General features: G+C 40.9%; 23 protein-coding genes, 1 tRNA gene and 2 pseudogenes. 19 read left to right on the top strand and 7 right to left on the bottom strand.

Annotated elements, in window-relative coordinates; all coding sequences use genetic code 11:
• Nucleotides 1-122 precede the first annotated feature (122 nt).
• Nucleotides 123-2258 (top strand): annotated as a pseudogene (locus MF4640_RS15415) (type I restriction endonuclease subunit R); the annotation flags it as partial.
• A 368-nt stretch (nt 2259-2626) separates the two neighbouring features.
• Here MF4640_RS15415 and MF4640_RS15410 read toward each other — a convergent pair.
• Nucleotides 2627-2703: transfer RNA gene (locus MF4640_RS15410), tRNA-Ile, on the bottom strand.
• Between the two features lie 646 nt (nt 2704-3349).
• Between MF4640_RS15410 and MF4640_RS15405 the strand changes: the two genes are divergently transcribed.
• Together MF4640_RS15405 and MF4640_RS15400 are read left to right on the top strand one after the other, a co-directional pair.
• Complete coding sequence (locus tag MF4640_RS15405) at nt 3350-3922, top strand: 1-acyl-sn-glycerol-3-phosphate acyltransferase (protein ID WP_078390142.1); 573 nt, start codon at nt 3350-3352, stop codon at nt 3920-3922.
• Between the two features lie 261 nt (nt 3923-4183).
• Nucleotides 4184-4933 (top strand): YebC/PmpR family DNA-binding transcriptional regulator, encoded by a 750-nt coding sequence (locus MF4640_RS15400; protein ID WP_004980080.1) that lies wholly within the window; start codon nt 4184-4186, stop codon nt 4931-4933.
• A 363-nt stretch (nt 4934-5296) separates the two neighbouring features.
• Here the strand turns inward: MF4640_RS15400 and MF4640_RS15395 are convergent, their stop codons facing one another.
• Together MF4640_RS15395 and MF4640_RS15390 are read right to left on the bottom strand one after the other, a co-directional pair.
• Nucleotides 5297-5767, bottom strand: a complete 471-nt coding sequence (locus MF4640_RS15395) for an Lrp/AsnC family transcriptional regulator (protein WP_004693423.1) — start codon at nt 5765-5767, stop codon at nt 5297-5299.
• A 279-nt stretch (nt 5768-6046) separates the two neighbouring features.
• Entirely contained in the window at nt 6047-6811 is a 765-nt protein-coding gene (locus MF4640_RS15390; protein WP_078390141.1) for a glutathione S-transferase family protein, read from the bottom strand.
• 380 nt (nt 6812-7191) lie between these two features.
• Here MF4640_RS15390 and MF4640_RS15385 point away from each other — a divergent pair, with 380 nt between their 5' ends.
• The 10 genes and pseudogenes from MF4640_RS15385 to MF4640_RS15340 all read left to right on the top strand — a co-directional run bounded on the left by MF4640_RS15385 (nt 7192) and on the right by MF4640_RS15340 (nt 17201).
• On the top strand, nt 7192-8394 hold the full coding sequence (locus MF4640_RS15385; protein WP_078390140.1) for an SfnB family sulfur acquisition oxidoreductase: 1203 nt from the start codon (nt 7192-7194) through the stop codon (nt 8392-8394).
• A 10-nt stretch (nt 8395-8404) separates the two neighbouring features.
• Nucleotides 8405-9628 (top strand): SfnB family sulfur acquisition oxidoreductase, encoded by a 1224-nt coding sequence (locus MF4640_RS15380; RefSeq protein WP_078390139.1) that lies wholly within the window; start codon nt 8405-8407, stop codon nt 9626-9628.
• Nucleotides 9628-11046, top strand: a pseudogene (locus MF4640_RS15375) (LLM class flavin-dependent oxidoreductase). Before MF4640_RS15380 ends, MF4640_RS15375 begins: the two are co-directional and overlap by 1 nt.
• A 22-nt stretch (nt 11047-11068) precedes the next feature.
• A complete protein-coding gene (locus MF4640_RS15370) occupies nt 11069-11911 on the top strand; it encodes a MetQ/NlpA family ABC transporter substrate-binding protein (RefSeq protein ID WP_078390137.1) in 843 nt (280 codons plus the stop codon).
• Nucleotides 11912-11920: 9 nt separating this feature from the next.
• Nucleotides 11921-12757: a MetQ/NlpA family ABC transporter substrate-binding protein gene (locus MF4640_RS15365; RefSeq protein ID WP_078390135.1), complete on the top strand. Its 837-nt coding sequence runs from the start codon at nt 11921-11923 to the stop codon at nt 12755-12757.
• Between the two features lie 11 nt (nt 12758-12768).
• Nucleotides 12769-13839, top strand: coding sequence for a methionine ABC transporter ATP-binding protein (locus tag MF4640_RS15360; protein ID WP_078390132.1), 1071 nt, complete (start codon nt 12769-12771; stop codon nt 13837-13839).
• Nucleotides 13820-14479 carry a methionine ABC transporter permease gene (locus tag MF4640_RS15355; RefSeq protein WP_078390129.1) on the top strand — a complete coding sequence of 220 codons (660 nt, stop codon included), beginning with the start codon at nt 13820-13822 and terminating at the stop codon, nt 14477-14479. Before MF4640_RS15360 ends, MF4640_RS15355 begins: the two co-directional genes overlap by 20 nt.
• A gap of 245 nt (nt 14480-14724) precedes the next feature.
• A complete protein-coding gene (locus MF4640_RS15350) occupies nt 14725-15435 on the top strand; it encodes a haloacid dehalogenase type II (RefSeq protein ID WP_005399602.1) in 711 nt (236 codons plus the stop codon).
• A 145-nt stretch (nt 15436-15580) separates the two neighbouring features.
• On the top strand, nt 15581-16672 hold the full coding sequence (gene ychF / locus MF4640_RS15345; RefSeq protein ID WP_004693442.1) for a redox-regulated ATPase YchF: 1092 nt from the start codon (nt 15581-15583) through the stop codon (nt 16670-16672).
• A 190-nt stretch (nt 16673-16862) separates the two neighbouring features.
• Nucleotides 16863-17201, top strand: coding sequence for a hypothetical protein (locus MF4640_RS15340; protein ID WP_078390127.1), 339 nt, complete (start codon nt 16863-16865; stop codon nt 17199-17201).
• Nucleotides 17202-17260: 59 nt separating this feature from the next.
• On the opposite strand, the gene MF4640_RS15335 is transcribed toward MF4640_RS15340, so the two are convergent.
• Nucleotides 17261-17800: a DUF962 domain-containing protein gene (locus MF4640_RS15335; protein ID WP_078390125.1), complete on the bottom strand. Its 540-nt coding sequence runs from the start codon at nt 17798-17800 to the stop codon at nt 17261-17263.
• 117 nt (nt 17801-17917) lie between these two features.
• Between MF4640_RS15335 and MF4640_RS15330 the strand changes: the two genes are divergently transcribed.
• Nucleotides 17918-18613: a Crp/Fnr family transcriptional regulator gene (locus MF4640_RS15330; protein ID WP_078390123.1), complete on the top strand. Its 696-nt coding sequence runs from the start codon at nt 17918-17920 to the stop codon at nt 18611-18613.
• 301 nt (nt 18614-18914) lie between these two features.
• Here MF4640_RS15330 and MF4640_RS15325 read toward each other — a convergent pair whose 3' ends face one another.
• The gene (locus MF4640_RS15325) at nt 18915-19397 is read right to left on the bottom strand and encodes a hypothetical protein (protein ID WP_078390122.1); all 483 of its coding nucleotides are present in this window, start codon (nt 19395-19397) and stop codon (nt 18915-18917) included.
• Nucleotides 19398-19498: 101 nt separating this feature from the next.
• Here MF4640_RS15325 and MF4640_RS15320 point away from each other — a divergent pair, with 101 nt between their 5' ends.
• The 5 genes from MF4640_RS15320 (at nt 19499) to dapC (ending at nt 25921) form a co-directional block, all read left to right on the top strand.
• Nucleotides 19499-20251, top strand: a complete 753-nt coding sequence (locus tag MF4640_RS15320) for an AzlC family ABC transporter permease (RefSeq protein ID WP_078390121.1) — start codon at nt 19499-19501, stop codon at nt 20249-20251.
• The gene (gene ygaH, locus MF4640_RS15315) at nt 20248-20595 is read left to right on the top strand and encodes an L-valine transporter subunit YgaH (protein WP_005399608.1); all 348 of its coding nucleotides are present in this window, start codon (nt 20248-20250) and stop codon (nt 20593-20595) included. The genes MF4640_RS15320 and ygaH overlap by 4 nt, the downstream gene beginning before the upstream one ends.
• Nucleotides 20596-20817: 222 nt before the next feature.
• Nucleotides 20818-22032, top strand: a complete 1215-nt coding sequence (gene purT / locus MF4640_RS15310; protein WP_171263907.1) for a formate-dependent phosphoribosylglycinamide formyltransferase — start codon at nt 20818-20820, stop codon at nt 22030-22032.
• 28 nt (nt 22033-22060) lie between these two features.
• Nucleotides 22061-24727, top strand: coding sequence for a [protein-PII] uridylyltransferase (glnD, locus tag MF4640_RS15305; RefSeq protein ID WP_078390119.1), 2667 nt, complete (start codon nt 22061-22063; stop codon nt 24725-24727).
• Between the two features lie 24 nt (nt 24728-24751).
• The gene (dapC, locus tag MF4640_RS15300) at nt 24752-25921 is read left to right on the top strand and encodes a succinyldiaminopimelate transaminase (protein WP_078390118.1); all 1170 of its coding nucleotides are present in this window, start codon (nt 24752-24754) and stop codon (nt 25919-25921) included.
• Nucleotides 25922-26016: 95 nt separating this feature from the next.
• Here dapC and MF4640_RS15295 read toward each other — a convergent pair whose 3' ends face one another.
• Nucleotides 26017-26247, bottom strand: a complete 231-nt coding sequence (locus tag MF4640_RS15295; protein WP_264754359.1) for a hypothetical protein — start codon at nt 26245-26247, stop codon at nt 26017-26019.
• A 65-nt stretch (nt 26248-26312) separates the two neighbouring features.
• Nucleotides 26313-26568 (bottom strand): IS3 family transposase (locus tag MF4640_RS15290; RefSeq protein ID WP_032023764.1); only part of this gene is annotated, 256 nt, incomplete at its 5' end.

Raw genomic sequence — 26568 nt, 5'->3', positions numbered from 1 at the left:
TCTTGACTATTTTGTATTGCTCGACGCACTGCCTGTGTCGTTGTGGCGCTGCTGTGTAGAACTTGTCCCATAGTGCTTCCTTCCATTTATCTGAGAATATTGCACCATTAAAATCTGGGACTAAACAAATTATTCAACGTGTACAAACAGCCAAAACTCATGGCTATATTTGGCATACTACAGGTTCAGGTAAAACATTAACTTCATTCAAAGCCAGTCAATTGATCATGCGCTTGCCTGAAGTCGAAAAAGTGCTATTTGTCGTGGATCGTAGTGATCTGGACACACAAACAGTGCGAGAGTTCAATGCTTTCAAAAAGGATAGTGTTGATACCACCAAGAATACCAATACTCTGGTCAATCAATTGGGTCAGAAACATGACAAACTCATTGTAACGACCTTGCAGAAGCTCAATATTGCGATTAGTTCTGATCGCTATGCAGATAAAATTGCCTATCTGAAAGACAAGAAAGTCGTGATTATTTTTGATGAATGTCATCGTAGTCAATTTGGTGATACGCATCGTAATATCAAACGCTTTTTCAACCATGCACAAATGTTTGGCTTTACCGGCACACCTATTTTTGAAACTAACAGCCAACTTAAAATCGATTCCAAGGCTGTTACCACCAATGCCCTATTTGATGAATGCTTGCATAAATATGTGATTACCGATGCAATCCGTGATGGTAATGTATTACCCTTCCAGATTAGCTATCTAGGTAAATACACTACAAACGGTATCGAAACCAGTCACAATTATGAAGAAGATGTTGAAGGTATAGACACCAAAGAACTGTTTGACAATCCAGAACGTCTGGAGATGATCACTCGCTATATTGTCGACAATCACCACATAAAAACCAAGAATCAGAACTTCACTGCCATGTTCTGTGTAAGTTCAGTCGATGTACTGAATCAATATTATGCGCTATTTGAAAAAGTACAGCAGCAGAAGCAACAAGAGGCAGAAGACCAAGGCCGAATCTTTAAGTCTCTCACTGTGGCAACTATATTCTCCTTTGCAGCCAATGAAGAACTCAAAGTTGAAGATAGTAATGGTTTGATTGATGAAGAATCTGCTGATATCCCAACAAGAATCAGTCAATCCAATCGTGACAAGCTCGATGGCTATATTGCGAAATATAATGCTCAATTTGGACAGAATTTTAACTCAGGTGATGAGTTTTATGCCTATTACCGAGATATTGCCAATCGGGTACGCAAAAAAGAAATCGATATTCTCTTGGTCGTGAATATGTTCCTGACAGGTTTTGATTCAAAGACTTTGAATACCTTGTATGTGGATAAAAACCTCAAATATCATGGTCTGATTCAAGCATTTTCACGCACCAATCGCATCCTGAATGCAGACAAGCCATTTGGCAACATTGTCTGCTTCCGCAATCTGAAACAAGCTACGGATAAAGCCCTAGCACTGTTTTCAAACAAGGCTGAAGCAGAGAAAATTGTATTGATTCCAAGCTTTGAAAGCATCAAGGAAAAGTACAACGCTGCTGTTGCTGAATTACTTAAGATTGCCCCCGACCCAGACAAGGTACTGGAACTACCCACAGAAGAGCAGCAATTGCAGTATGTGAAGGCTTTCCGTGAAGTCATGCGGATCAATGCACAACTGGAAAACTTTGTTGAATACGATCAGGATGACACTGACTTGAACAAAGCTGAATTTCAGAAGCATACCTCACAATACAAGTACCTCTATACCAATACTCGTGTCGTACAACCGAAAGAAAAAGTTTCTGTATTGAATGATGTGAACTTCCAACTGGAACTCATTCACAAAGATACAATCAATGTCGGCTATATCCTGAATTTACTGCAATCTGCAGTCAACAACACCGATCAGAAACAAAAGCAGAAATATCGCGCACAGGTGCAAGATCTACTGGCAAATAATCATACGCTGTACGACAAACAGGAACTGATCCAAAAGTTTCTGGATGAAAATATTCCACGCATGATCACTGGGCAAAGTGTAGAAGAAGCTTTTGCACAATTCTGGGATGTAGAAAAGGAAAGAGCGATTGATGAACTTTGTAAAAAAGAAGCAATCAAGCCTGAAGTGTTCAAACAAGTGATCGGTAAATATGAATACACCAAACGTCTGCCAAGTCGTGAAGATGTGACTGATCTACCTATTACTCGGCCTAAGATTTCAGAGCGTAAGACACTCATGAATACGCTAGTACTCAAGACCAGACAATTCATCGATAAGTTCTACACTGGGCTGTAGTTTCCATTGGCCCTTACTCAATATACATATCTAAGCAAACTCCCCAACCAAAACTGGTTTTAGCCCTATATCATCGGGCTAAGATCAGGTAGGCATAAATTCCCCACTCCCACACTAAAACTCATTTCTATGCTCATAGCGAAACTTGATGATCAATCTTTATGATGGTTTTTTATTCATCAATTACGATACTCACATCGAAAGTGAGAATATAGTGAAATGAAAATGGGCGCTGTATTTTTTGATATTTGAGTTTAGCCCATCGGATTATCGAACAAATGGACCACATACGGTCTATGAAAATCCGGTGGTCTAGAATCTTCAGGCAACAAAAAACCCCATAAACCAAAGGCTTACGAGGTTAAATGTGGTGGGCCCAGACAGACTTGAACTGTCGACCAACGGATTATGAGTCCGCTGCTCTAACCAACTGAGCTATAGGCCCTAATATGCTGAATTTGTTATATATCAACAAGTTCAGGCGAAATGAATACTATCGAAGATTTTTTCAAAAGACAAGCTTTTTCATACATGGTTGTACACTATCCAAACAATCAGGGGAATTTACATCATCAAACTGACATATCAGGTCTTTCACGATGTTTGAGTTACATACTAAGACTCAAAAGCACTTATAAACACTACAATAATAAAATTTAATTAAATTGGATAAAAACTAAATACCGGCTTTTTCTTTTTTTCGTGACTCAATGAAAAACTCAACAATTGACCAAATAACCACCAAAGAAAAGAGAACGATTGCACATAAAAAAGTCGAAAGATAAGCCATTTTAACAATCCTGAACTTTGTTAAACCAAAGTTAAAGTGTGAAAATGCACACTTTAATCTTAGACCAAAGTCTAATCTTTCATTTCGATTATGAATAGTGGTATTTTCATTTTCACCATATTTATTTTCTATTTGATTAGATTTAAAACATCTTAGTGTTCAATTCTTGCCCTCTCCTTATTCAACTACTTAGGATTCAAGCCGATTCATAAAAGTGGTAAGTGCAATCAAGTAGGACTTGACTCAAACCGCAAACAAGCAGACATTAGCCTCTTTAAAAAACACTTGTATTTTTATGGTCATGTTAAAAAAATTCATTGGTGAGTCTGCTTTTAAACTCGCAGGCTGGAAATATCATGTAGAACCAAATGTTTTGGAAGACAAGCAAGTCATTATTGGATTTGAACATACTTCTATGATGGATGCTGTCTTGTCACTGGCAATTTTTCAAATCTATGATATGAAAATTCATACCCTGATTAAAAAAGAATTATTCAAAGGGCCAATGAAGCTAGTGCTCGAAGCCCTTGGTGGTATTGCAGTTGATCGCAAGTCAAATAAAGACATTGTGTCTCAAATGGTTGAACACTTTACCCAAAATAAAAAATTCAATTTAGTGATTGCGCCTGAAGCAACACGTGCCAAAACAGGTGAAGTACGTAAACCTATTCGTACTGGGTTTTGGCATATTGCTAAAGCAGCAAATGTCCCTATTGTACTCATGTACGCGAACTCAAAAACCAAGCAAGGCGGTATTTTTGGAAAAATCTACCCAACAGACCTAGATCATGACTTAACGCTTATTAAAGCACTTTATAAAGAGCATGTTGGTTTAGATATTGAGATTCCAGAACCTAAAACTGCTGCACAATAAGGTCGTTTAATTAACCTAAAAGAATGTGAAGACGCTATTCTTTTAGGTCTCTGTGGGTGTTTCCCAACAGTTAATTTTTAAAGTGAACTGCCTCACAAGGTAAATTTTAAATAACTGGCTTTATTTCAAACAATTTTAATTCTTTTTTTGTTTGTTCAGGCGATTTTCAGAAAAACACCTACTTTCGCATAAAAAAGTGCTTATGGTAGAATTTGCACAATTTGATAGGCACAAAGCCAATCTACAAGGAGCATATTTCGCATGGCGGGTCATTCCAAGTGGGCCAATATTAAGCATCGTAAAGCAAAACAAGATGCTAGCCGTGGTAAACTTTTTACCAAATTTATTCGTGAATTAACAACTGCTGCAAAGCTTGGCGGTGGTGATGCTGCAAGCAACCCACGTCTTCGTGCAGTTGTAGAAAAAGCACTTTCTGTAAATATGACACGTGACGTTATCAACCGTGCAATCCAACGTGGTGCTGGTGGCGAAGATAACGATGATTTAAAAGAAATTACTTACGAAGGTTATGGTGTTGGTGGTGTTGCAGTTATTGTGGAAACCATGACTGACAACTTAAACCGTACTGTACCGGATGTCCGTCACTGTTTCTCAAAAACAGATGGCAACTTAGGCACAAACGGTTCAGTTGCTTTCTTGTTCACAAAACGTGGTGAGATCACTTTTGAAGATGTGTCTTTAGAAGATAAAATCATGGACGTGGCACTTGAAGCAGGTGCTGAAGATATCGAAGTCGATGAAGATGAAATCTTAGTCATTACTACACCTGAATCTTTTGGTGATGTACAAGATGCTTTAACTGCTGCAGGTTTAAAATCGGACAATGCTGAAGTGGTCATGAGCCCTTCAACTAAAGCCGAAATCACCGATATCGATCAAGCCAAAAAGATTATGAAAATGATTGATATGCTTGAAGATTTAGATGATGTACAAAACGTATATACCAACGTTGAATTCTCTGACGCAGTATTGGCAGAATTAGACGCTTAATCTACTGCTTTATAAAAATGCGTTCTCAAACATAACTTTGAGAGCGCATTTTTTATGGCTGATTGAATACACTTTCAATAAATTTGGCTTTTTAAAATCGATATTCATCCATCATTAAATGTTGGCTGTCTTATTTTAATTGGTTATACGCCATCACTATTTTTTGATTTTCCAACAAGCGATCACGAAAGATCAGAAAACTTTACCACCGAGCGTTTTTCACGACCAATTGAATAGTAACATCATCCTGCTGTAGCACCTCTAACATACACAGCTTATGTGCTCTTATTGTGGCTGATAATATGCAAACTTTTGAAAGTAGGAAGCCTAATACTCATTAGACTCATACAAGTTCAGCGTGACTTAGACTTTGCTCAACAAACCACTACAGTTAAAAACGTTATATTCTTTAATCACAAAGCTTGAGTGCAGTGCCACCACATGTTCGATTTTACCAATGCGTTTGAGTAAAATATCACTATAGTTTTCCATATCTCTTGCAACAACTTCAACAATAAAGTCTGCCGACTGCCCTGTCACTAAAAAGGCATTTGTTACTTCAGGAATATTTTCTAGCTCTTCTAAAAACTTGGAAAAAGTGTCGGTATCATGTTTACTCAAAGATACTTGTAGCAAAACATGTAGACTAAAACCGAGCTTTTGATAGTTAATATCACGCTTAACTTTGGTCATAATGTCGTTATCAATGAGGTGCTTAATACGACGATGCACTGAACTAACCGATAGATTAATACGCTCTGATAATTCGTTTAGATTGATATCTTCATTACTTAAAATTTCTAAAATTTGCTTATCAAAACGATCTAATTCCATTATTTAACTCTCATGACAACTTATGTTTATAGGTGTTTATTTCATATTAAGCATTTCAAATGAAAGATAAAGCTTATTTGAAATTTTTTTCATATATTTTCAGATTAATAAAAAGATATCAGTTTTTTTAGACAAAGAGTGCCATGATCTTTTACAAAGTTATAAATAGACTGAGAAACTTTCTACTCAGCTTCTATAAATCATGATATTGAAAATACAAGAAAGGTAAAGGTTGTATGTATCACACACCACCTTTGCCTTGTTTGGCTTGAGCTTATCTTAGACGCCGCGCCAGTCGACTCGAGCATTGCGCTCAGTTTGATAGACTCTTAAAACATACTGCCCCAAGGGTAAATTGGTTAAATAGGTTTTATAAGCACTAAATTCTTCAGATAGACTTTCCTCATGGTCTTTTTCCCAAGGTGTCCCTTTAATCTCCAGTACAGGCGCCAACATCGAACACACAGCAATATCCGCCAAACCTAAACGATTCCCGACAAAGTAACGTCCATGATTAGCAATTAACTTCTCATTCAATACTTCAATTAAACGCTGCATTTCGGCTTTGGAATGCTCTATTTTTTCTGCATTCAACTCATAGCCTTTCGACATCAAAGTTTTCATTAAAGGTTTGGTGTATTTTTCAAATTTACGTAAATACCCCTTTTCGCCCAACATAATCTGTAACGATTGATCGTTATCGGACAATGCATGTGCCAACCCCCAACGACGCACATGCAATCCCAAATCATTGGCTAACGCATTAACATCTAAAGCCTCTTTACGAAGCTGTGCTTCATTACGTAACAGTCGATGTTCTGGATAACGCTCATCAAGATATAACGCAATCTCGGTGGTATCAGCGACCCATTTGTCCTGATCACGCAAAATAGGCAGTTTATTTTGACCGGTCTTTAACTGTGCAAAAGCCCGGTGAACCCCAGGCACCATATTTTGTGCGACAAAATCTAGCTCTTTATGATCGAGCAACCAGCGAGCTTTCTCACAAAAATGAGATAAAGGAAACTGGTATAAAGTTCTCATAAATGCTCCACATTTATTTTTCTATTTTGGCTTTTCAGAAAAGCCATCTATTTCAGTTGGATACTTTAGTCACTGTATTTAGGATTTACAATGTACTTTTTACTCAAAACTGCCTAGCAAATGTTCAACAGCCTTTATCAAATTTATACGTTTTTTTCTCTACAATATCTCAAATCTTGATAAGTAAGACTTTGATCATCCCATTCAGTCCTCAGTTAAATTAGTTATTTCTTATTTTTCAAATTCTTAACATATCATCTAAATGATTAAACTTAGCATATTTTATTTTTAACTTTTAAGCTGCTAAGTAATTCAAAATCCTTCATTTAATCATTCAAGCAATCCCAAGTAGCGTATAGGCATTAAGTAAAGGTGCTTTTATGTCTCATACACTCTCTAAAAATATTCACGTGATACAAAATGATCAAGATGCGATTAATGCAGCCTATCATGTCGCTGACTTTGCCTTAGAAGGTCGGGATCAACGTGATCAGAACCGTCAGCTTCCTTTTGCTGAAGTCGAGTTATTTAGCCAAAAAGGATTAGGCGGTATTCGTATTCCTCAAGCTTTTGGAGGCGCATTTGTTTCCAACAAAACCTTAGCTCAGGTTTTTCGCATTATTAATAAAGCCGACTCAAGTGTTGGCCAAATTCCACAAAACCAAATTGCGCTGCTCAACATGATTGATATCTTGGGCAGCGAACAACAAAAACAGTTTATTTTTAATGAAATATTAAACGGCAAACGCCTTGCCAATGGCGGCCCCGAACGAAATACCAAAGATACTAAAACTCTGAGTACGACATTAAGTATTGAAAATGGTCATTACTATGTCGATGGTGAAAAGTTCTACTCTACAGGCAGTAGCTTTGCCCATTGGTTAGCCATTAAAGCCATTCACCCTGAAGGGTATGTGGTACTGACTCTTGTTGATGCCACAGCACAAGGTGTGGAAGTTATCGATAACTGGAATGGTTTTGGTCAGCGTACAACTTCAAGCGGCACAGTAAAATTACAGCGGGTTGAAATCGATCCACTACTTATTTTTGATGAGCGGAAACTGGTTGAAGACGTCAATTACCGTGGTGCTTTCTCGCAGTTAATGCAAGTTGCGATTGATGTCGGTATTGCAGAAGCTGCATTTGAAGATACTTTGTCAGCAGTTAAAAAAGCCCGACCGATTGTCGATGCGCAAGTTGAGAAAGCCAGTTTTGAACATTACATCTTACAAGAAGTCGGCAAATCCGCTGTCCTGTTAGATGCCGCTATCCTACTGCTCGATGAAGCTGCTGAATATTTAGATGAGCTCGACCAACTGAGCGTTGTCAGTACCGAACAAGCAGCTAAAGCCTCTATTTTAGTCGCCGAAGCGAAGGTCTATGCTAACGATGCTGCACTACAAATTTCTGAAAAACTCCTAGAGCTTGGCGGCAGTCGTTCGAGCCTAAGCCAACATAATTTAGATCAACATTGGCGCAATGCACGTGTGCATACCTTACACGACCCGATCCGCTGGAAGCTGCATGCACTGGGTAACTACTATTTGAACAACACTTTTCCTGCTCGCCATGCTTGGATTTAAGGAGAACGTCATGACTTCATTTCAACCTATTCTTCCATTTCAATCCCGAAACGCAGCGTATGCACATATTATTCAAAGCGATGCCGAAGCCTTAGAGATTGCCAAAAATTTGGCTGAGCAGTTTAAACATCAGGCCATCCAACGTGATGCTGAACGAATTTTGCCTTTTGAGGAAATCGAAGCCTATAGCCAATCTGGGCTTTGGGCTATTACTGTTCCGAAGGAATTCGGGGGCGCAGATGCTTCCAGTTATACGATCGCGCAAATTATCGCACTGATGAGTGGTGTGGATGGTTCGATTGGACAAATTCCCCAGAACCATTTCTATGCCTTAGAGGTTTTACGTAACAACGGCACTGAACAACAAAAGCGTAAACTCTATGCAGAAGTGCTAAAAGGTGCACGCTTTGGTAATGCCTTGGCAGAGTTTAAAACTAAAAACGCAACACAAAAACAAACTGCACTCAGCCAAACTGAACAAGGCTATGTGGTCAATGGTGAAAAGTTTTATTGCACAGGCAGTCTGTTTGCAGACCGCATCCCCACTTTAGTCAAAGATGCCGATGACAAAGAGTTTCTTGTCTTTATCCCACGGAGTAGCCAAGGACTCGAACTGATAGATGATTGGTCTGGTTTTGGTCAACGCACCACAGGCAGCGGTACAGTCAAATTCAATCATGTTGCTGTAGATGCAGAAGATATTGTTCTTTTCGATACCGCTTTTTCTAGACCGACTCTGGTTGGGCCTTTTGCGCAAATTATGCATGCTGCAATTGAAACGGGTATCGCGCGTGCTGCTTTTGAGGAAACACTGGTTCGTGTGCGTCAGGCTCGGCCATGGATTGACTCTGCTGTTGAACAGGCAACTGATGACCCTTTAACACAGTTTGAACTAGGACGCGTGGTTGCCGATGTGCGTGCCAGTGAAGTCCTACTCAAACAAGCGGCTCGTTCAATCGATGCAGCACGTCCCCAACCAACCATAGAGAACATTGCAAAAGCTTCTCTCGATGTAGCGAAAGTTCGTGCACATAGCACAGAAACCGCATTAAAAGCCGCTTCGAAATTGATTGAACTGGCAGGCAGTCGTGGTAGTCAGCGTGAAGATGGCCTAGACCGTTTTTGGCGTAATGCCCGTGTTCACACGCTACATGATGCGTCACGTTGGAAATATTACTTCATTGCCAATTATCTTCTTAACGGTGTACTTCCGCCACGCAGAGGGACATTGTAATGACACTATCATCTCAAAATAAAAACACGAAACAAATCATCCTGAATGCCTTTGATATGAATAGCGTAGGTCATATCAATCATGGTTTGTGGACACACCCACGCGATGAGTCGCATCGTTTTAATGAGCTCAGCTATTGGACCGATTTGGCGCAAACTTTAGAGCAAGGTTTATTTGATGGTTTGTTTATCGCCGACATTACGGGTGTCTACGATGTTTATCAAAATGGTCTGGATTTAACCCTAAAAGAGTCAATTCAACTTCCAAGCCATGACCCAAGTACACTCGTTTCTGCAATGGCTGCCGTTACACAGCACTTAGGGTTTGGCGTCACTGTGAACTTGAGCTATGAGTCGCCTTATCAGTTTGCACGGCGCTTTGCAAGCCTTGACCATTTAACCCACGGTCGTATTGGTTGGAACATTGTCACGGGTTACTTAGACAGCGCAGAACGATTAATTGGTCAAAAAGGTTTAAAAGATCACGACTTACGTTATGAGCAAGCTGAAGAGTTTCTCGAACTTTGCTATAAATTTTGGGAAGGTTCTTGGGAGGACGATGCCGTCCAAAAAGATAAGTTAAACCGTGTCTTTACCGACCCTTCAAAAGTTCACGCCATACAGCATCAAGGCAAATTTTTCCAAAGCCAGGGCGTTTTTCAAGTTTCTCCATCTATTCAGCGGACGCCTGTACTTTATCAAGCGGGCGCTTCAAGTAAAGGCTTAGCTTTCGCAACTCAGCATGCTGAAGCCATGTTTATTGGTGCTGACACGCCTGAAAAACTGAAACAGCAAGTCGATAAGATTCGTGCGCTTGCATTAAGCCATGGTCGTGATGAGCAAGCCATTAAACTCTTTGTCGGCATTAGTGTAGTGACTGCAGAAACGGATGAACTCGCACAAGAAAAACTCGCCGAATATATTCGCTATGCCAGTCCAGAAGCTGGTTAGGCGCATTTTTCAAGTTCAGTCGGAATTGACTTGGCACAGTTCACAGATGATGAAGCGATTCCTTACAAACAAACCAATAGCATTGCCTCGGTCAATCACAAATTTAAAGAGCAAAAAGTTACGCGAGCTGATTTGAAAGCCCAGCATGTACTCGGTGGACGCTATCCACTGATCGTCGGGAGTGGAAAAACTGTAGCAGAGAAACTCATTCAGCTCTTAGATGAAACTGGCGTAGACGGCTTTAATCTCACACGAACCGTTGCCCCAGAGTCACATCAAGACTTTATTCGTTGGGTCATCCCAGAATTACAAGAGCGTGGACGTTATAAAACCGCCTATGAAACAGGTAGTTTACGCCACAAATTATTCGCTCAAGGTGACCGACTGGCCGCAGACCACCCAGTACAGCAGTATCGATGTCAAAGCTCGAGCTCTCATCCTAAAACACAGCAAAAACAAACCGCATAAATTTTAAAATACGAGAAATATCATGGCTCAAACTGCAAAAACAAAATTTACCGTTATTGGGGTAATTGTCGCCGCCATCGTCATTGCACTGGTGGCGTGGTCTTATCATAAAAAATCGAGCAACACTGAACTGGTGATTGGGATCAGCCCACCCTTTGCCAATCCGTTAAAGGTGGCTGTGGAAGAAGCAAAACAGCAAGGCATCAACGTCAAACTGGTCGAGTTTTCGGATTGGAATACCCCCAATATCACGCTCAACCATGGTGATATTGATGCTAACTATTTTCAGCATCAGCCCTTCTTAGATAACGCTATCAAAGAAACTCAATTTAAACTGAAAGCACTGGATAAAGGCGTCACCACACACGTCGGTTTATATTCAAAAAAATATGACTCGATTGATGCGATTCCTGAAAATGCACGTACAGTTATTCCAAATGATCCAGTAAATCAAGGTCGTGCGCTTTTACTGTTACAACAGGCTAAATTGATTAGCTTAAAAGATCCAAACAATCACCTATCCAACCTGCAAGATATTGTCAGCAATCCTAAAAAGCTCCAGTTTATTGAAGTTGAAGGTCCACAAACTGCACGTGCCGTTGATGATGCTGACTTGGTCTTTAGCTATCCACATTATTTACGTCTTGCAAAAACCATCGACCCAAATGATGCCCTCATCTTAGATGACAACACCAACACCCTGTATTCGATTTTATTTGTGGTGCGTGACGACTACCAACAGCAACATCCAGAGAAAGCCGCGCAACTTGAAAAATTCATCAAGATTTATCAAACATCAGACAAAGTTAAACAGACTTTGAATAGTGAAATTGGTGAAAAACTTTGGTTCCCAGGTTGGAAGTGAGTATAAGCCATGACGCAATCTTTCATTCAAAATCGAAAAAAATGGCTGATTGGCTTAAGCATCATCGTGACAATTTTTGCTCTAGCGGGTTACCGCTATAGCAAAAGCAATGCGCAAGATGATGTCTTAACGATTGGTATTAGCCCACCTTATGCCGAACTGCTACAAAGCGTGGCTGACGACGTAAAAAAGCAAGGCATTCAAGTCAAACTGGTTGAATTCTCGGACTGGCATGCGCCAAATGTTGCTGTGCAAAATGGTGACATTGATGCCAATTTTTTTCAGCAAAGTGTCTTTCTACGCAATGCGATTCGCGAAACAAACTATGATTTGCACGCTTTCGCCACAGGAACAGGAAGTCATGTCGGACTGTATTCTAAAAAATATAAGTCCTTAGATGCACTACCAGCTCAAGCACGTGTGGTCATCCCGAATGACCCTGTGAATTCGGCGCGTGCCTTAATTTTACTGCATCGTGCGGGTTTGATTCAGCTCAAAGACCTCAACAATGAACTGTCTACCGTAAAAGATATTGTGAGCAATCCCAAACAGCTTCAGTTTATTGAAGTCGAAGGCCCACAAACTGCACATGCGTTTAATGATGCTGATTTAATTTTTGGCTTCCCGCATTATTTAAAAATGGCCAAGGTCACAGATCCGCATCATGCCCTTTTTCTTGATCCGATAGACAAGAAATACGCCATTTTATTTGTAACACGTAAAGACTATCCAGATCAAAACCAAAAACTTACGGCCTTTGTGCAAGCATTTCAAAACTCAAAACACGTTCAAGAGATTTTAGATCGTGATTTTGGCCAAGGTCTGTGGTTTGAAGGCTGGAAATAAGGAGAAAAAGAATGGTCAGCTTTGGTTCTCATGTGGATTTTTCAATTCCACATATCAAAATTCGTAACTTAAACAAACACTATGCAGTACAAGGTCAAATTGTACATGCACTCAAAAATATTGACCTAGACATCCCGACAGGGAAAGTGTTTGGCATTATTGGCAAAAGTGGTGCAGGTAAATCTTCCCTGCTCCGCACCTTAAATGGTTTAGAAAGTATCAGTGAAGGTCATATCCATATTCATCAACAAGACTTGACGGCATTGAGCCATGCTGAGCTGATTCAGCTCCGCCAACGCATTGGTATGATTTTCCAGCATTTCAATTTAATGTCTGCCAAAACAGTCTATGAAAATGTCGCACTGCCCCTCAAAGTGGCCAATTATCCCAAACAAGACATCGAACAACGTGTCAACGAGGTTTTACAGTTGGTCGGGCTGAGCGATAAGACTCAGCACTACCCATCACAACTGTCTGGAGGCCAAAAGCAGCGCGTGGGCATTGCCCGTGCATTGGTTCACCATCCTGAAATTTTACTCTGTGATGAAGCGACATCGGCACTTGATCCAGAAAGCACCTCTGTAGTGTTGTCGCTACTCAAAGAGATTAATCAAAAGCTGGGTATCACCATTGTCTTGATTACCCATGAAATGCAAGTGATTCGGGAAATCTGCGATCAGGTGGTGGTCATCGATGCTGGTAAAATTGTGGAATCAGGTGAAGTTTGGTCGGTGTTTTCTCAACCCCAGCAAGGCATTACCCAAGAACTACTGAATCTAGAACAACTCAATTTGCCTTTTCGCTTAAATGCTGAACCTACGCAGCTCGATACACATGCCATTTTCAAAATTAGCTCGACGTCAGATGCGCATCATCCCCCTGACTTAAAACAGATTTTGGAGCACTTTCCACAAACTGTGCATTTATATCAAAGTCAGGTCGACACCATCCAAAACCATTTAATTGGAACATTGGTTATTGCTGTTCCTGCACAGGACTTAGAAATTCAATCGCTACTACAAAAACTAAAAGCGCATGTGACACATGTAGAGGTACTTGGCTATGCACGACCAACTCATTGATTTATTACTGACAGGCACCATCGATACCTTAATCATGGTCGGCGCATCCGCATTTTTTGCCTTGCTCATTGGTCTTCCAATGGCAGTGGTTCTAGTCAGCACCTCTGAGCATGGCATTTATCCTTCCAAAAGTATTAACCATAGTTTAGGCTGGTTGGTAAATATCACTCGTTCCGTTCCCTTCCTGATTTTGATGGTGGCCCTCATTCCACTCACCCGTTGGATTGTAGGCACCAGTTATGGTGTTTGGGCAGCAGTTGTCCCTTTAACCTTGGCTGCAATCCCCTTTTTTGCACGAATTGCAGAAGTCAGTTTACGCGAAGTAGATCAAGGTTTGATTGAGGCTGCGCAAGCCATCGGCTGTAACCGTACTCAAATCATTTGGCATGTGTTGTTACCTGAAGCGCTACCAGGAATTGTCGCGGGTTTTACCGTGACCATTGTGACCATGATTAACTCCTCTGCCATTGCAGGTGCCATTGGTGCAGGTGGTTTAGGCGATATTGCCTATCGCTATGGTTATCAGCGTTTTGATATGCAAATCATGTTGGCCGTGATTGTCGTGCTCGTGATTTTGGTGATGTGTGTGCAAGTGATTGGAGACAATCTGGCAAATCAACTCGATAAAAGGAAGGTTTAATCCCATTTCCTATATAAAGCAGAGACTATACTGTCCACTTAAGTTTTTTAGCCCTCCTTTTTCTGAGGAGGGTGTTTCAATATGAAGTTCACTACCCATTTATAATCGCTTCTGATTTATGACAGCAGTCTAATCAACATTGTTTTTCTTTGAAATTCACATAGAAAATATAGCTCTCAATATACAGATAGAAATGAATAAGCTATAACGTATCTTCAAAGCTAAATAAGAATAACTACCTCAATATGCATCATTCCCCTAAAATTAAAGTACTCGCTTTCGACATCTTTGGAACTGTTGTGGACTGGCATTCTTCAATCGTTCAAGAAGTGAAAAGTCTAGCCTTGAACATTGATGCCAACCAATTTGCATTAGACTGGCGAGCAGGCTATCGACCTGCAATGGATCAGGTTTTGTCAGGTCAGCAGCCGTGGACCTCCATTGATGATATTCACCGTCTCATTTTGGATGAGCTTTTAGTCAAATATCAAATCTCCACACTGACCGAAGCACAAAAGAATGATTTAAACTTTATTTGGCATCGTCTCAACCCTTGGCCAGATTCAGTTGCAGCACTCAATCAATTAAAACAAGATTATATTATTTGCACCCTTTCAAATGGCAACATTCGCTTATTGGTCGATCTGGCAAAGTACGCAAAATTACCTTGGGACACTATTTTCTCTGCTGAAAATTTCAAAGCCTACAAACCCTCTCCCAAAACCTATTTAGGTGTCGCAGACTTTCTCAATGTTGCACCAAATCAAGTGATGATGGTTGCCACCCATCAAGATGACCTTGCTGCAGCGCGTGGCTGTGGACTTCTGACGGCGTATATTGAACGCCCCTTTGAGAATGGTTCAGCTCAATTGAAAGACTCTAGTCCTTGCATAGACAATAATCTACATGCAACGGATCTATTAAATCTGGTTTCTTTATTAAAAGAAAAGGCTTAAAAGGCTCGTATATAGGGCTTAAATGAGGAAGTTCTGCCCACAACATGATTTACAACTTTGATTCTTCGTCCCTGAGACCTGACTTTGTCATGGCTTTCATGTAAAATCACTGGCAATTTTTATATAACACGTTGTGAGTTATTTCATGGGTTTTAATTGCGGTATTGTCGGCTTGCCGAACGTTGGTAAATCTACACTTTTCAATGCATTGACTAAAGCTGCTATTGCTGCTGAAAACTTCCCATTCTGTACCATTGAACCAAACACAGGCATCGTTCCTGTGCCAGATCCACGTTTAGACAAATTAACAGCGATTGTAAAACCTCAACGTGTGATTCCAACGACGATGGAATTTGTAGACATCGCAGGTTTAGTTGCTGGTGCATCTAAAGGTGAAGGCTTGGGGAACCAATTCCTTGCAAATATCCGTGAAACGGATGCGATTGCTCACGTTGTACGCTGTTTTGAAGATGAAAACGTCATTCACGTTAACGGTAAAATTGACCCGCTTGATGACATCGCAACCATCAATACGGAACTTGCACTTGCTGACTTAGAAACTGTGACAAAAGCAGTGACTCGTTTAGCAAAATCTGCAAAAGGTGGCGACAAAGAAGCGCTCGCAACCAAAGCGGTTTTAGACAAAATTTTACCTTTACTTGATGAAGGCAAACCTGCTCGTGCAGCTGACCTAGATGACGACGAACGTAAATTGGTTCGCGGTTTTGGCTTAATGACTTTAAAACCAACCATGTATATTGCAAACGTTGCAGAAGATGGTTTTGAAAACAACCCGCATTTAGATGCTGTGAAAAAACTTGCAGCTGAAGAAAATGCAATCGTAGTTCCGCTTTGCAACCAAATCGAAGCTGAAATTTCACTGCTTGAAGACGAAGACCGTGCTGAGTTCCTTGAAGCTTTAGGCATGGAAGAGCCGGGCCTAAACGTGGTAATTCGCGCAGGCTACGGTCTTTTAGGTTTACAGACTTACTTCACGGCGGGTGTACAAGAAGTTCGTGCTTGGACCGTTAAAGTGGGTGCAACTGCACCACAAGCGGCGGGTGTAATCCACACTGACTTCGAAAAAGGCTTTATCCGTGCTGAATGTGTTGCTTATAACGACTTCGTTCAATACAACGGTGAAGCAGGCGCGAAAGAAGCAGGTAAATGGCGTTTAGAAGGTAAAACGTACATCGTTCAAGACGGTGATGTTCTACACTTCCGCTTTAACGTATAAGTCGTTCCGAATATAAAAAAACCCGATACCCATCGGGTTTTTTTATAAGCTTAAACCAAGCTTAAAAACAGCATTAAATAACATATGAACACCTGATCCGTTTGGATCTCACACAATATTATCACTTGTATTCTTTCGTATTATCGCTAATTTAATCACAGGCACTAATGCCTTCATTGAACAAACGAAAATGAAAAAGATCAGCACATTTATTGCAGCAGGTTTATTCACAACGCTTAGCGCTACAGCATTTGCATGCCCACAAGGAACAACACTGTCGGGTGGTACAGGTGCAAATCATAAAGGTGGTAAGTGCGTCGCAACCATGAACGTGGCAAAACATGATCAGGCAATGAAACAAGCCAAAACGGCCAAACACGATCAAGCCATGAAACAGGATAAAATGGTGAAACATGATTCAATGAAAGCCAATGATGTGACCAATAAATCCCATAAAGATGCTCATGCTTCAAACCCGAATACACCCAAAGCTCAACCAGATATACATAAAGTCGCGAAGACATCTTAAAACAGCATAAAAAAAAGCCAGTGAAATTCACTGGCTTTTTTATCGATAAAATAATTCAGTTAATGTGATGTCACAGAGACATGTTTATTATCCATTGCAGCACGCTGTTTACGCGCTTCATCTAACATGCGTTGTTCAATGTCTTTTCTAAAACCAAGCATAAACACCATTTCCGCCAAAACAAATAGTGGACCAATGGCTAGGCCAATCACATCATCCATAAAGGCTGGTTTTTTCTTCTCATAGAAATGCCCGACAAACTGAAACGCCCAGCCGACAAGAAAAATACCAATACTGAGACTTAACCAAAGCCCCAAATCAAACTGTGCAATTTTATACGCCAATGGATAAGCCATGGCATAGATCACTAGCATGATCACACCAAAAATTCGATCTAAGCTTAAGTAGTAAACAATACTCGCTAATATCAAAACCATCGCCAAGGTAATTTCAAAACTGCCAATAGTCATGCCAGCTCTTGCGGTTAAACACATAATTGAAAACACAATCAGCGGAATCCCCACAAAGTGGGTCACGATATTTTTATGATCAAGATGATAAGCTGCATACTGACTTAATAATTTTTCTAATTTACTCATACTGTATTTCCTTATTGCATGATATTGATCACGATATAGAATAACTTTAAAGGAAAACAGCCCATCAAGTTGTCGTCGACCTGACAAGTTGCTCGATCAATCACGAAAGGACGCGGAATGCTGGAAGTTCAACATCAACAACAATTACTCAATAACAATTGGTTCGCCAAACTACCACACGCCTATCAACAGTATATTGTGCAACATGCCAAATATATTAACGCTGCAAAAGACCATGCTGTTTTTCGCTCAGGAGATTTATTTGATGGTATCTATGCAGTCTTGAACGGCGCAATTCGTTTAGGTCATGTCGACATTGAGGGTAAAGAAGCAGTTGCAGCAATTGCTGAACCGATTATGTGGTTTGGAGAAATTTCATTAATAGATCAGCAACCGCGTTCGCACGATGCGATTGCTATTCAAAAAAGTACCCTCCTCCATCTACCTAAACGCGATGTTGAGGCATTTATCCAAGACAAGCCAGAATTTTGGTTTCATATTGCACAGCTTGCTTCACAGAAGTTACGCCTCGCTTTTTTAGAACTGATCGCAATCCAAAGTCAAAATATCAGTCAACGACTGGCTCAACGCTTACTGTTTATTTTAAGCGGTTATGGCAACCATTTGTCAATTACCAATGATGAAATCCATTTATCACAGGAGCAACTGGCTCAAATGCTAATGTGTTCACGCCAAACCATCAACCAAGAACTTCAAAACTTAGAAAAACAAGGAATACTGGCAATTGCTTTTAAAAAGATTAAGATTTTAGATCCTGCAATGCTGCATAAAATGGCACATAGCTCAGAATAGACCATCAAGTGTGCGCCTTAATAGTGTAATTCACATAGAAGGAATGTATAGAAATATTGCTACACGGCCTAATGTCTTGGCTATTCGTCTCCCCGACTTGAAACTTCTGTCACCGTGTTTGACAGGCAGCTAATGTAAAAAACGCAACAACTAATTTTTTAAATTAACCCTCAAAATTCGACTCAATTCCGATATTTTAATGCATTGGGATAATGTACTATTCTTATTATATTTTTCATTAAAGCTCTAACCATAAAAAAGCGAGTTTTTAAAACTCGCTTTTGGTCATACTATATCGGTCTTAGACACCCACTTTTTTAGGGTCTGTATTGCCTAAACTTGGGTTATCAATTGCGCCCCGACATTGTGCTTTATCACGTTCATAATCGCTCTGTTTCTGTGCAACACTTGACGAACCGTCTAAGGTCTCACGTGCCCACACTTCTAAACTGGTCAAGGCTTTACGACACAGTGCGTATTTTCCTTCGGTTACTGAGTCTGTCATTTTGACATTAATACGCCAGTCCGTACCGAGTTTACGTGCAGGATGACGGACTTTAGCTTCAATCTGATCCAGTTGCTTGTTATATACCAAGCCATCTACTTCATTGATAAACACCCAAGCACGCTGGGCATATTCCGTAGCGTCATTGGTAATTTTTGGCGCAGCCTTAATTTCTACTTTTTGTTCAGGAGCTTGTTCTGACTGCCCACAAGCTTGCAAAAGTAAACTGCTTACAATGATTGCAGTCAGCCCTAAAGTACGTAATTCGAGCTTCAACATGGTTAAACGCCTCAACAAACAATAGGGCACTATGCTAGTGAATTCAGTTACAATACACAATCAATTTTGACCTATTGATAAAGTCTTCTTCAAGGTGTGTTGTGTCCGAACTTAATCCCACTCCTGTGCAAGCTGCTGGCTTTTGGCAAGGAGCTAAGGATAGCCAAGCGATTATCTTTACCTATCTACCTGTTTCTTTTGCCTTTGGTGTATCTGCAACCCAATTTGGCTTTAGTGCATGGGAGGCCTTATTTTTATCCTGCTCAATGTATGCAGGGGCCAGTCAGTTTTTAGTGGTTGCACTATTGGGTAGTGGTACGTCTATTTGGATGACCGCCCTCACTGTAATTGCCCTAGATATTCGTCACTTACTCTATGGCCCTGCGCTACAAAACTTAATTCAAGATAAACTGAACCTAAAGAAAACTGCTATATGGTCATGGGGGCTAACCGACGAAGTCTTTGCCTCAGGTATGATTAAACTGTCACAACGCCGTCAAGAGTGGTCTGAGTCTTGGATGCTCGGTTTAAGCCTGTTTAGTTGGCTCGCATGGGCTACAGGTTCTTTTCTGGGTGGAATGTTTGCAGACCAAGTCAGTCATTTACCCCAGTTTTTACAAGCCGCTCTAGACTTTCTATTACCAGCACTGTTCTTAAGTTTCTTATTGGCAGCTTTTGAAAAGAAACACACTTTTGTGGTGGCTGTGACCATTCTTGTATCTGCCATTGCCTGCTATTTTATTGACTTATCTGCTGCGATTTTTATTGGTATCAGTTCGGGTATTTTTGCAGGCTTGTTTAAGCACTATGTACTGAAAAAACCAGACCCTGAACATATGGGAGATCAAGCATGAATATCGAAATTATTTTGGTCGGCATTGTAGTGGGTATTGCAAATTTTGCTTCACGCTTTGGCCCATTCTTCGTCATTCAAAAGTTCCAGCAAGGTTCACAAAAGCGCGGTGCTCTATGGTTAAAAATTGCATTGGGTTCGATTGGTATTGCGGCGATTAGTTCAATGCTTGTGGTTGCAACTTTGCCACCACTGTTAGATACACCCAATAAAAGTTTTGCCATGTTAGTCGGCTTCGTCGTATTAGCCGGACTTTATTTCAAGTTTAAGCAAATTGTCCCCGCTACACTCACCGCAGCACTGAGCTATGGTTTGGTTTATACCTATATTCCTATGCCTTTTTAACCCATATCTTGCATCCATCAAAACTTGAAGCGCTCAGCTGTGTAAGTCATTTCCAGCTTGACTGGAAAAATTTATTGAACATCCTTTTTGCATGAAAATTTTGACTTTGGAATACACAGCTTTATAAAAAAAATTGTTGGACAATATCATTAATTTATGTGAATGAACCCTGAACACCTTTCAGAGTTCTGCTATGCTAAAAGCCCATAAAATCAAGCATGGATGATTTACATGAGCGTTACTATTGGTACTCCACTTCAGCCTTCAGCATTTAAAGTCCTGCTATTGGGTTCTGGAGAGCTTGGGAAAGAAGTTGTGATTTCTTTACAACGTTTAGGTGTAGAAGTTCATGCTGCTGACCGTTACGATCATGCTCCTGCAATGCAAGTGGCACACTATGCCTATACTTTAAATATGGCAGATGCGACAGCGCTTAAACAACTCATTCAGGACGTTAAGCCGAATTTAATTATTCCCGAAATTGAAGCCATTGCAACGCAAGTATTGATTGAAATCGAACAAGATAATATTGCCACAGTCATTCCCTCTGCAAAAGCGGTCAATTTAACCATGAACCGTGAAGGCATCCGTCGTTTAGCTGCGGAAGAACTGGGCTTACCGACATCGGCTTACCGTTTTGCAGATACTTTAGAATCTTTCCGTGCTGCATGTGATGACATTGGTTATCCAAACTTTGTTAAACCAGTCATGTCCTCTTCTGGCAAAGGCCAATCCCGCGTAAAAGAGTTTTCAGAAGTAGATGCTGCGTGGGAATATGCGCAAACAGGTGGTCGTGTAAATCAAGGGACAGTCATTGTAGAATCACAAATTGATTTTGATTTTGAAATTACGCTATTAACGGTACGTTCAAAAAACCCTGAAACAGGTGAAATTGAAACTTCGTACTGCGACCCAATTGGTCACCACCAAGACGCGGGTGACTATGTGGAAAGCTGGCAGCCTCAAGCCATGACACCAGCAGCCCTTGACGAAGCAAAGCGTATTGCCAATAAAGTCACCATCGCATTAGGTGGCTGCGGTATTTTCGGTGTAGAACTCTTTGTCAAAGGCGATAAAGTGTGGTTTAGTGAAGTATCGCCACGCCCACATGACACAGGTCTTGTGACACTTGCCTCTCAGTTCCAAAGTGAATTTGAACTACACGCACGTGCGATTTTGGGTCTACCTGTAAATACAGCACGTCATAGCATTGCAGCGAGTGCCGTCATCTATGCAGGCGTAGATGATAATAACTTATCTTTTTCTGGCTTAAATCTTGCTTTGGCAAACCCAAATACTGATTTACGCATTTTTGGAAAACCAGAAGGCTTTACACGTCGCCGTATGGGCGTTGCGACAGCACGTGCTGAAACAACCGACCAAGCGCGTGAACTGGCGGCCGAAGCTGCTGGACTAGTGAGCGTTCATCAAAATTAAGCGTTGTTAAAATATACGGATACGGTTCATGATCAATACTTCTCCACTGCTTAACTATGTCAGCAGCAATCACGACATCAAAGCGATTAATCAATGGCGTAGTGATGTCGAAAATCAATTACAAGAAAGTTTTGATCATGGCCAATCCATCCGCGATATCATTTTAACGCGTTCAAATATGACCGATGAAGCACTTATTTTCCTATGGAAATATGCAAAACTCGATCAGACAGACTTAAGTTTATTTGCTGTAGGTGGTTACGGTCGCCGAGAGATGCTGCCTTACTCTGATGTAGACATCATGATCTTGTCTGAGGATGAGTTTAGCGAAGAACAAGAGAAAATCATTTCAGTCTTTATTTCCTCACTTTGGGATGTCGGCAATTTCAAGCCCGGCATTAGTGTACGTACCATTGCCAACTGTGTTGAACAAGCAACCTCCGACTTAACTGTTGCTACTGCCCTCATTGAGTCCCGTTTAATTACAGGCAATGAACACTTAGCCAAATGGCCACGACGCATTGTTTCACAAACATGGACAGACAAAACCTTCTATGATGCAAAAATGGAAGAACAGGCCAAACGCTATGCACAGCATAACTTTACGGAAAGTAATCTAGAGCCTGATATTAAAAACGCGCCGGGTGGCATTCGGGACATTAACCAAATTGGTTGGATTGCTAAGCGGCATTTCCGCGTCAACCGTATTTATGACTTGGTGCACTTAGGCTTTATTTCAGAGTTTGAGTTAGGGGTATTAGAAGAAGCCGAAAGCTTCCTCTGGGAAATTCGTCATCACCTACACCGCCTCACTAAACGTGATGAAAACCGTTTACTGTTCGACTATCAACGTGACATTGCCGCAAAGTTTGGCTATGTGCGTGAAGAAGGCAAATCACCGAATTATCCAATTGAACAATTCATGAAGCGTTATTATCGAAGCGCTCAACAAGTCACCACGCTGAATGAAATGCTGTTGGCTTATTTCAATGAATCTGTGATTACCCCACGCCTACCGAACTATGAGCGTAACATTGAGGAAATCAATGAAAATTTTAAACTGGTCGACGGCAAACTAGCCGTTCAACACCATAAAATTTTCTCTGAAATTCCAAGTGCTATTTTAGAAATTTTCTATATATTGGCCAATCGACCTGAAATTACAGGCATTCGCGCGCGTACGCTACGTTTGTTAATTTTGGCAGCTAAACGTATTGACCAAAAATATAGAGATAATCCAGCGCATCAAGCCCTGTTTATGGCCATCATTCGCTCACCCCATCGTTTATATGAAACCATGGTGGCAATGAAACGTTATGGCGTTTTAGGTAACTATATTCCTGCATTTGGGCAGATTATGGGGTTGATGCAATATGACTTGTTCCATATCTATACGGTCGATGCACACACCTTATTGTTACTGCGGAACTTAAACCGTTTCAAAGAACCTGAGTTTGCCAAGGACTTCCCTGTCGTGAGTTCCGTGTTCCAACGTCTGGCACGTCGTGACATTGTCTATTTGGCTGCCATTTTCCATGATATCGCGAAAGGCCGCGGTGGTGACCACAGTGAGCTAGGTGCAAGCGATGCGATTGAATTCTGTCGTAGTCATGGTTTTACCGAACGTGAATGCAACCTTGTCGCATGGCTCATCCAAAACCATTTACTCATGTCTGTTACCTCTCAAAAGAAAGATATTTCTGACCCCGATGTGGTTAAAGCTTTTGCTGAGAAAATGGGCGACATGGAACATCTCGATTATCTATATACGTTGACAGTTTCGGATATCAATGCAACCAATCCTTCACTTTGGAATACGTGGCGCGCATCTCTCATGCGTCAGCTCTATACCCATGCACGTGACGTGATTCGCTCAGGTTTAGGCCGTCCTGTGGACTATCAAATGCTCATCGAGGACACTAAGTTTTCTGCCAGCGAACAACTGGTCGAAGAGTTTGCACTAGATGATGTCGAAAAAGTCTGGCAAGAACTGGGGGATGAATATTTCCTCAAAGAGTCTGCCGATGAAATTGCTTGGCACACACGTGCTATTTTACAACACGGTGATAACCCTGAACCGCTGGTTTTGATGCGCGCACAGCGTAAATTTGCTCAAGATGCGGTACAAATCTTTATTTATACCCAAGATCAGCCCAATCTGTTTGCAACAACGGTTGCTATTCTCGATCGTATGAACTTGGACGTACAAGATGCGCGTATTATTACCGCGACCAAAGCATTTAGTTTAGACACTTATGTCGTGCTTGACCGTTTTGGTACGCTGCTAACAGATCCTGAACGTGAAGCAAAAGTGCTATCAGCGTTAAAAGATGCCTTAGCCAATTCAGATAAATACCCTGGGCTCATGCAACGTCGCATCCCACGTCAGCTACGCCATTTCGACATTGAAAACACCGTTGATATTACGCTGAATGAAGCACTGCAACAAAACATGGTCGAAATTGCAACACTTGACCATCCCGGCTTACTTGCCAAAGTAGGCGGGTTGTTTATGATGCAAGGTCTAGATATTCACTCTGCTAAAATTGCCACCCTAGGTGAGCGTGCCGAAGATATTTTCTTTGTCACCAAAAAAGATGGTCAACCCATGACCGAAACTGAAGCTGAAACTTTTGCTGCACAACTAAAATCAGCCTTAGATGAAGCCTCTAGTCAGGTCTGTGGTCAACATTAACAATACACACTGGTATTTTGTTTCATGAACTCGAGTTTATCCCTTTTACATCCTTATCCTTTTGAAAAGTTGAATAAACTATTTCAGGATATTACTCCCGCAGACTTACCCCTCATTCCACTCTCGATTGGTGAGCCTAAGCATCCTGCACCCGAGTTTGTGAAACAAGCCATTATCGATAATTTTCAGCATTTATCGACCTACCCAAACAGTAAAGGTGTACCCGAGTTACGCACCAGTATTGCAAACTGGCTAACCCGTCGTTTTCGGCTCAATCAGATTAGTGCAGAAAACAATATATTGCCTGTTTCTGGCACTCGTGAAGCAATCTTTTCTTTTGTTCAAGCATTAGTGAATCGTGAAAACGCGCCTTATGTGGTTATGCCTAATCCGTTCTACCAAATTTATGAAGGTGCAGCCTTACTTGCTGGGGCAAAACCGTATTTTGTAAATTGCACCGAAGAAAATGGTTATCTCGGTGACTTTAATGCTGTGCCTGCTGAAGTCTGGGAGAAAACAGCTCTGTTATTTGTCTGTACACCGGGCAATCCAACTGGTGCGGTGTTATCAAAAGAACAATTCAAAAAATTAATCGCACTTTCAGACCAATATGGTTTTGTGATTGCATCGGATGAATGCTATTCAGAGCTTTGGTTTGATACTGCACCTGTGGGCCTACTCGAAGTTTGTGCTGAAATAGGCCGAGACGACTACAAAAACTGTGTCGTATTCCACTCACTGTCTAAACGCTCAAACTTACCGGGTATGCGTTCTGGCTTTGTCGCTGGTGATGCAGCTTTACTCAAGCCTTATTTACAATACCGTACCTATCATGGTGCGGCGATGCCTGTACAGCACCAATTGGCTTCGATTGCAGCATGGGATGACGAAGCGCATGTTGAAGAAAACCGTGTGCAATATCGTGCAAAATTTGATTTATTTCAAAAGAAATTAGGCCATATACTGCCCCTACAAAAACCAGATGCAGGCTTTTACTACTGGTTAAAAGTAGATAATGACGAAACTTTTGCAAAAATGCTCATGGAAAAAGCACATGTCAAAGTACTTCCAGGACGTTACTTGTCACGCGATACTGAGCAAGGCAACCCAGGCGAAAACCATGTGCGTCTTGCGCTAGTTGCAGATCTTGCACAGTGTGAACAAGTCATTGCTCGCCTTAAAGCAATTTTATAAATAAGCTCATCTAAAAAGAAAACCTCCCATAACGGAGGTTTTCTTTTAATCAATTCTAAAAAATAAGAGACCTAATCTATATCCCTTATTTTTAATCATCCAGATACCATGAGCATGATTGCAAACCCAAGAAAACAAGCCCCTGACATCTTATAAAGCCAACTGAGTGGCTGGGATAAAAAATGATTCCAGCGCTTCCAACTCAATAACTTAAGCACCAACAGATTCCACATCAGAACCACAGCCACCATCCAGAGACTCATTAAAAGCAAGGTATAAACATCAAATTTTGAATAAACCAGTAATACCAAACTACTATAGAACATCATATTTTTAGGGTTCAACAAACTGATATACGCTGAATTATCAGGAGACTTTCCCTTGGGAGATTCTAGGCAGCCAACTTATAAAAGTCTTCGGCCATTTGATTTGGTGTCTTAAAACCCAAACCCTTTTGAATTCTTCGATGATTATAAAATAATTCAATGTATTTTATAATATCTGCTTTGGCTTCTTCTCTGGTTTGATAGTTGTAATGATGCACTAACTCATTTTTCAGTATTCCCCAAAAGCTTTCAATCGGTGCATTATCGTAACAGTCTCCGCGCTTGCTCATTGAACCTTGAAAACCATATTGCTCAAGTATA

The organism is Acinetobacter sp. MF4640 (assembly GCF_002018895.1).
GTDB classification, from domain to species: domain Bacteria; phylum Pseudomonadota; class Gammaproteobacteria; order Pseudomonadales; family Moraxellaceae; genus Acinetobacter; species Acinetobacter johnsonii.
This window is presented reverse-complemented; position numbering and strand designations above follow the sequence as displayed.

Excerpts from the sequence above, each read along its gene's own strand:
- MF4640_RS15355 (WP_078390129.1), top strand. The coding sequence starts at position 13,820 with ATGCACGACCAACTCATTGATTTATTACTGACAGGCACCATCGATACC.
- MF4640_RS15365 (WP_078390135.1), top strand. The coding sequence starts at position 11,921 with ATGACGCAATCTTTCATTCAAAATCGAAAAAAATGGCTGATTGGCTTA.
- MF4640_RS15340 (WP_078390127.1), top strand. The coding sequence starts at position 16,863 with ATGAAAAAGATCAGCACATTTATTGCAGCAGGTTTATTCACAACGCTT.
- MF4640_RS15350 (WP_005399602.1), top strand. The coding sequence starts at position 14,725 with ATGCATCATTCCCCTAAAATTAAAGTACTCGCTTTCGACATCTTTGGA.
- MF4640_RS15330 (WP_078390123.1), top strand. The coding sequence starts at position 17,918 with ATGCTGGAAGTTCAACATCAACAACAATTACTCAATAACAATTGGTTC.
- MF4640_RS15395 (WP_004693423.1), bottom strand. The coding sequence starts at position 5,767 with ATGGAATTAGATCGTTTTGATAAGCAAATTTTAGAAATTTTAAGTAAT.
- MF4640_RS15390 (WP_078390141.1), bottom strand. The coding sequence starts at position 6,811 with ATGAGAACTTTATACCAGTTTCCTTTATCTCATTTTTGTGAGAAAGCT.
- ygaH (WP_005399608.1), top strand. The coding sequence starts at position 20,248 with ATGAATATCGAAATTATTTTGGTCGGCATTGTAGTGGGTATTGCAAAT.
- dapC (WP_078390118.1), top strand. The coding sequence starts at position 24,752 with ATGAACTCGAGTTTATCCCTTTTACATCCTTATCCTTTTGAAAAGTTG.
- MF4640_RS15400 (WP_004980080.1), top strand. The coding sequence starts at position 4,184 with ATGGCGGGTCATTCCAAGTGGGCCAATATTAAGCATCGTAAAGCAAAA.
- purT (WP_171263907.1), top strand. The coding sequence starts at position 20,818 with ATGATTTACATGAGCGTTACTATTGGTACTCCACTTCAGCCTTCAGCA.
- ychF (WP_004693442.1), top strand. The coding sequence starts at position 15,581 with ATGGGTTTTAATTGCGGTATTGTCGGCTTGCCGAACGTTGGTAAATCT.
- MF4640_RS15380 (WP_078390139.1), top strand. The coding sequence starts at position 8,405 with ATGACTTCATTTCAACCTATTCTTCCATTTCAATCCCGAAACGCAGCG.
- MF4640_RS15295 (WP_264754359.1), bottom strand. The coding sequence starts at position 26,247 with ATGTTCTATAGTAGTTTGGTATTACTGGTTTATTCAAAATTTGATGTT.
- glnD (WP_078390119.1), top strand. The coding sequence starts at position 22,061 with ATGATCAATACTTCTCCACTGCTTAACTATGTCAGCAGCAATCACGAC.
- MF4640_RS15360 (WP_078390132.1), top strand. The coding sequence starts at position 12,769 with ATGGTCAGCTTTGGTTCTCATGTGGATTTTTCAATTCCACATATCAAA.
- MF4640_RS15405 (WP_078390142.1), top strand. The coding sequence starts at position 3,350 with ATGTTAAAAAAATTCATTGGTGAGTCTGCTTTTAAACTCGCAGGCTGG.
- MF4640_RS15335 (WP_078390125.1), bottom strand. The coding sequence starts at position 17,800 with ATGAGTAAATTAGAAAAATTATTAAGTCAGTATGCAGCTTATCATCTT.
- MF4640_RS15370 (WP_078390137.1), top strand. The coding sequence starts at position 11,069 with ATGGCTCAAACTGCAAAAACAAAATTTACCGTTATTGGGGTAATTGTC.
- MF4640_RS15385 (WP_078390140.1), top strand. The coding sequence starts at position 7,192 with ATGTCTCATACACTCTCTAAAAATATTCACGTGATACAAAATGATCAA.
- MF4640_RS15325 (WP_078390122.1), bottom strand. The coding sequence starts at position 19,397 with ATGTTGAAGCTCGAATTACGTACTTTAGGGCTGACTGCAATCATTGTA.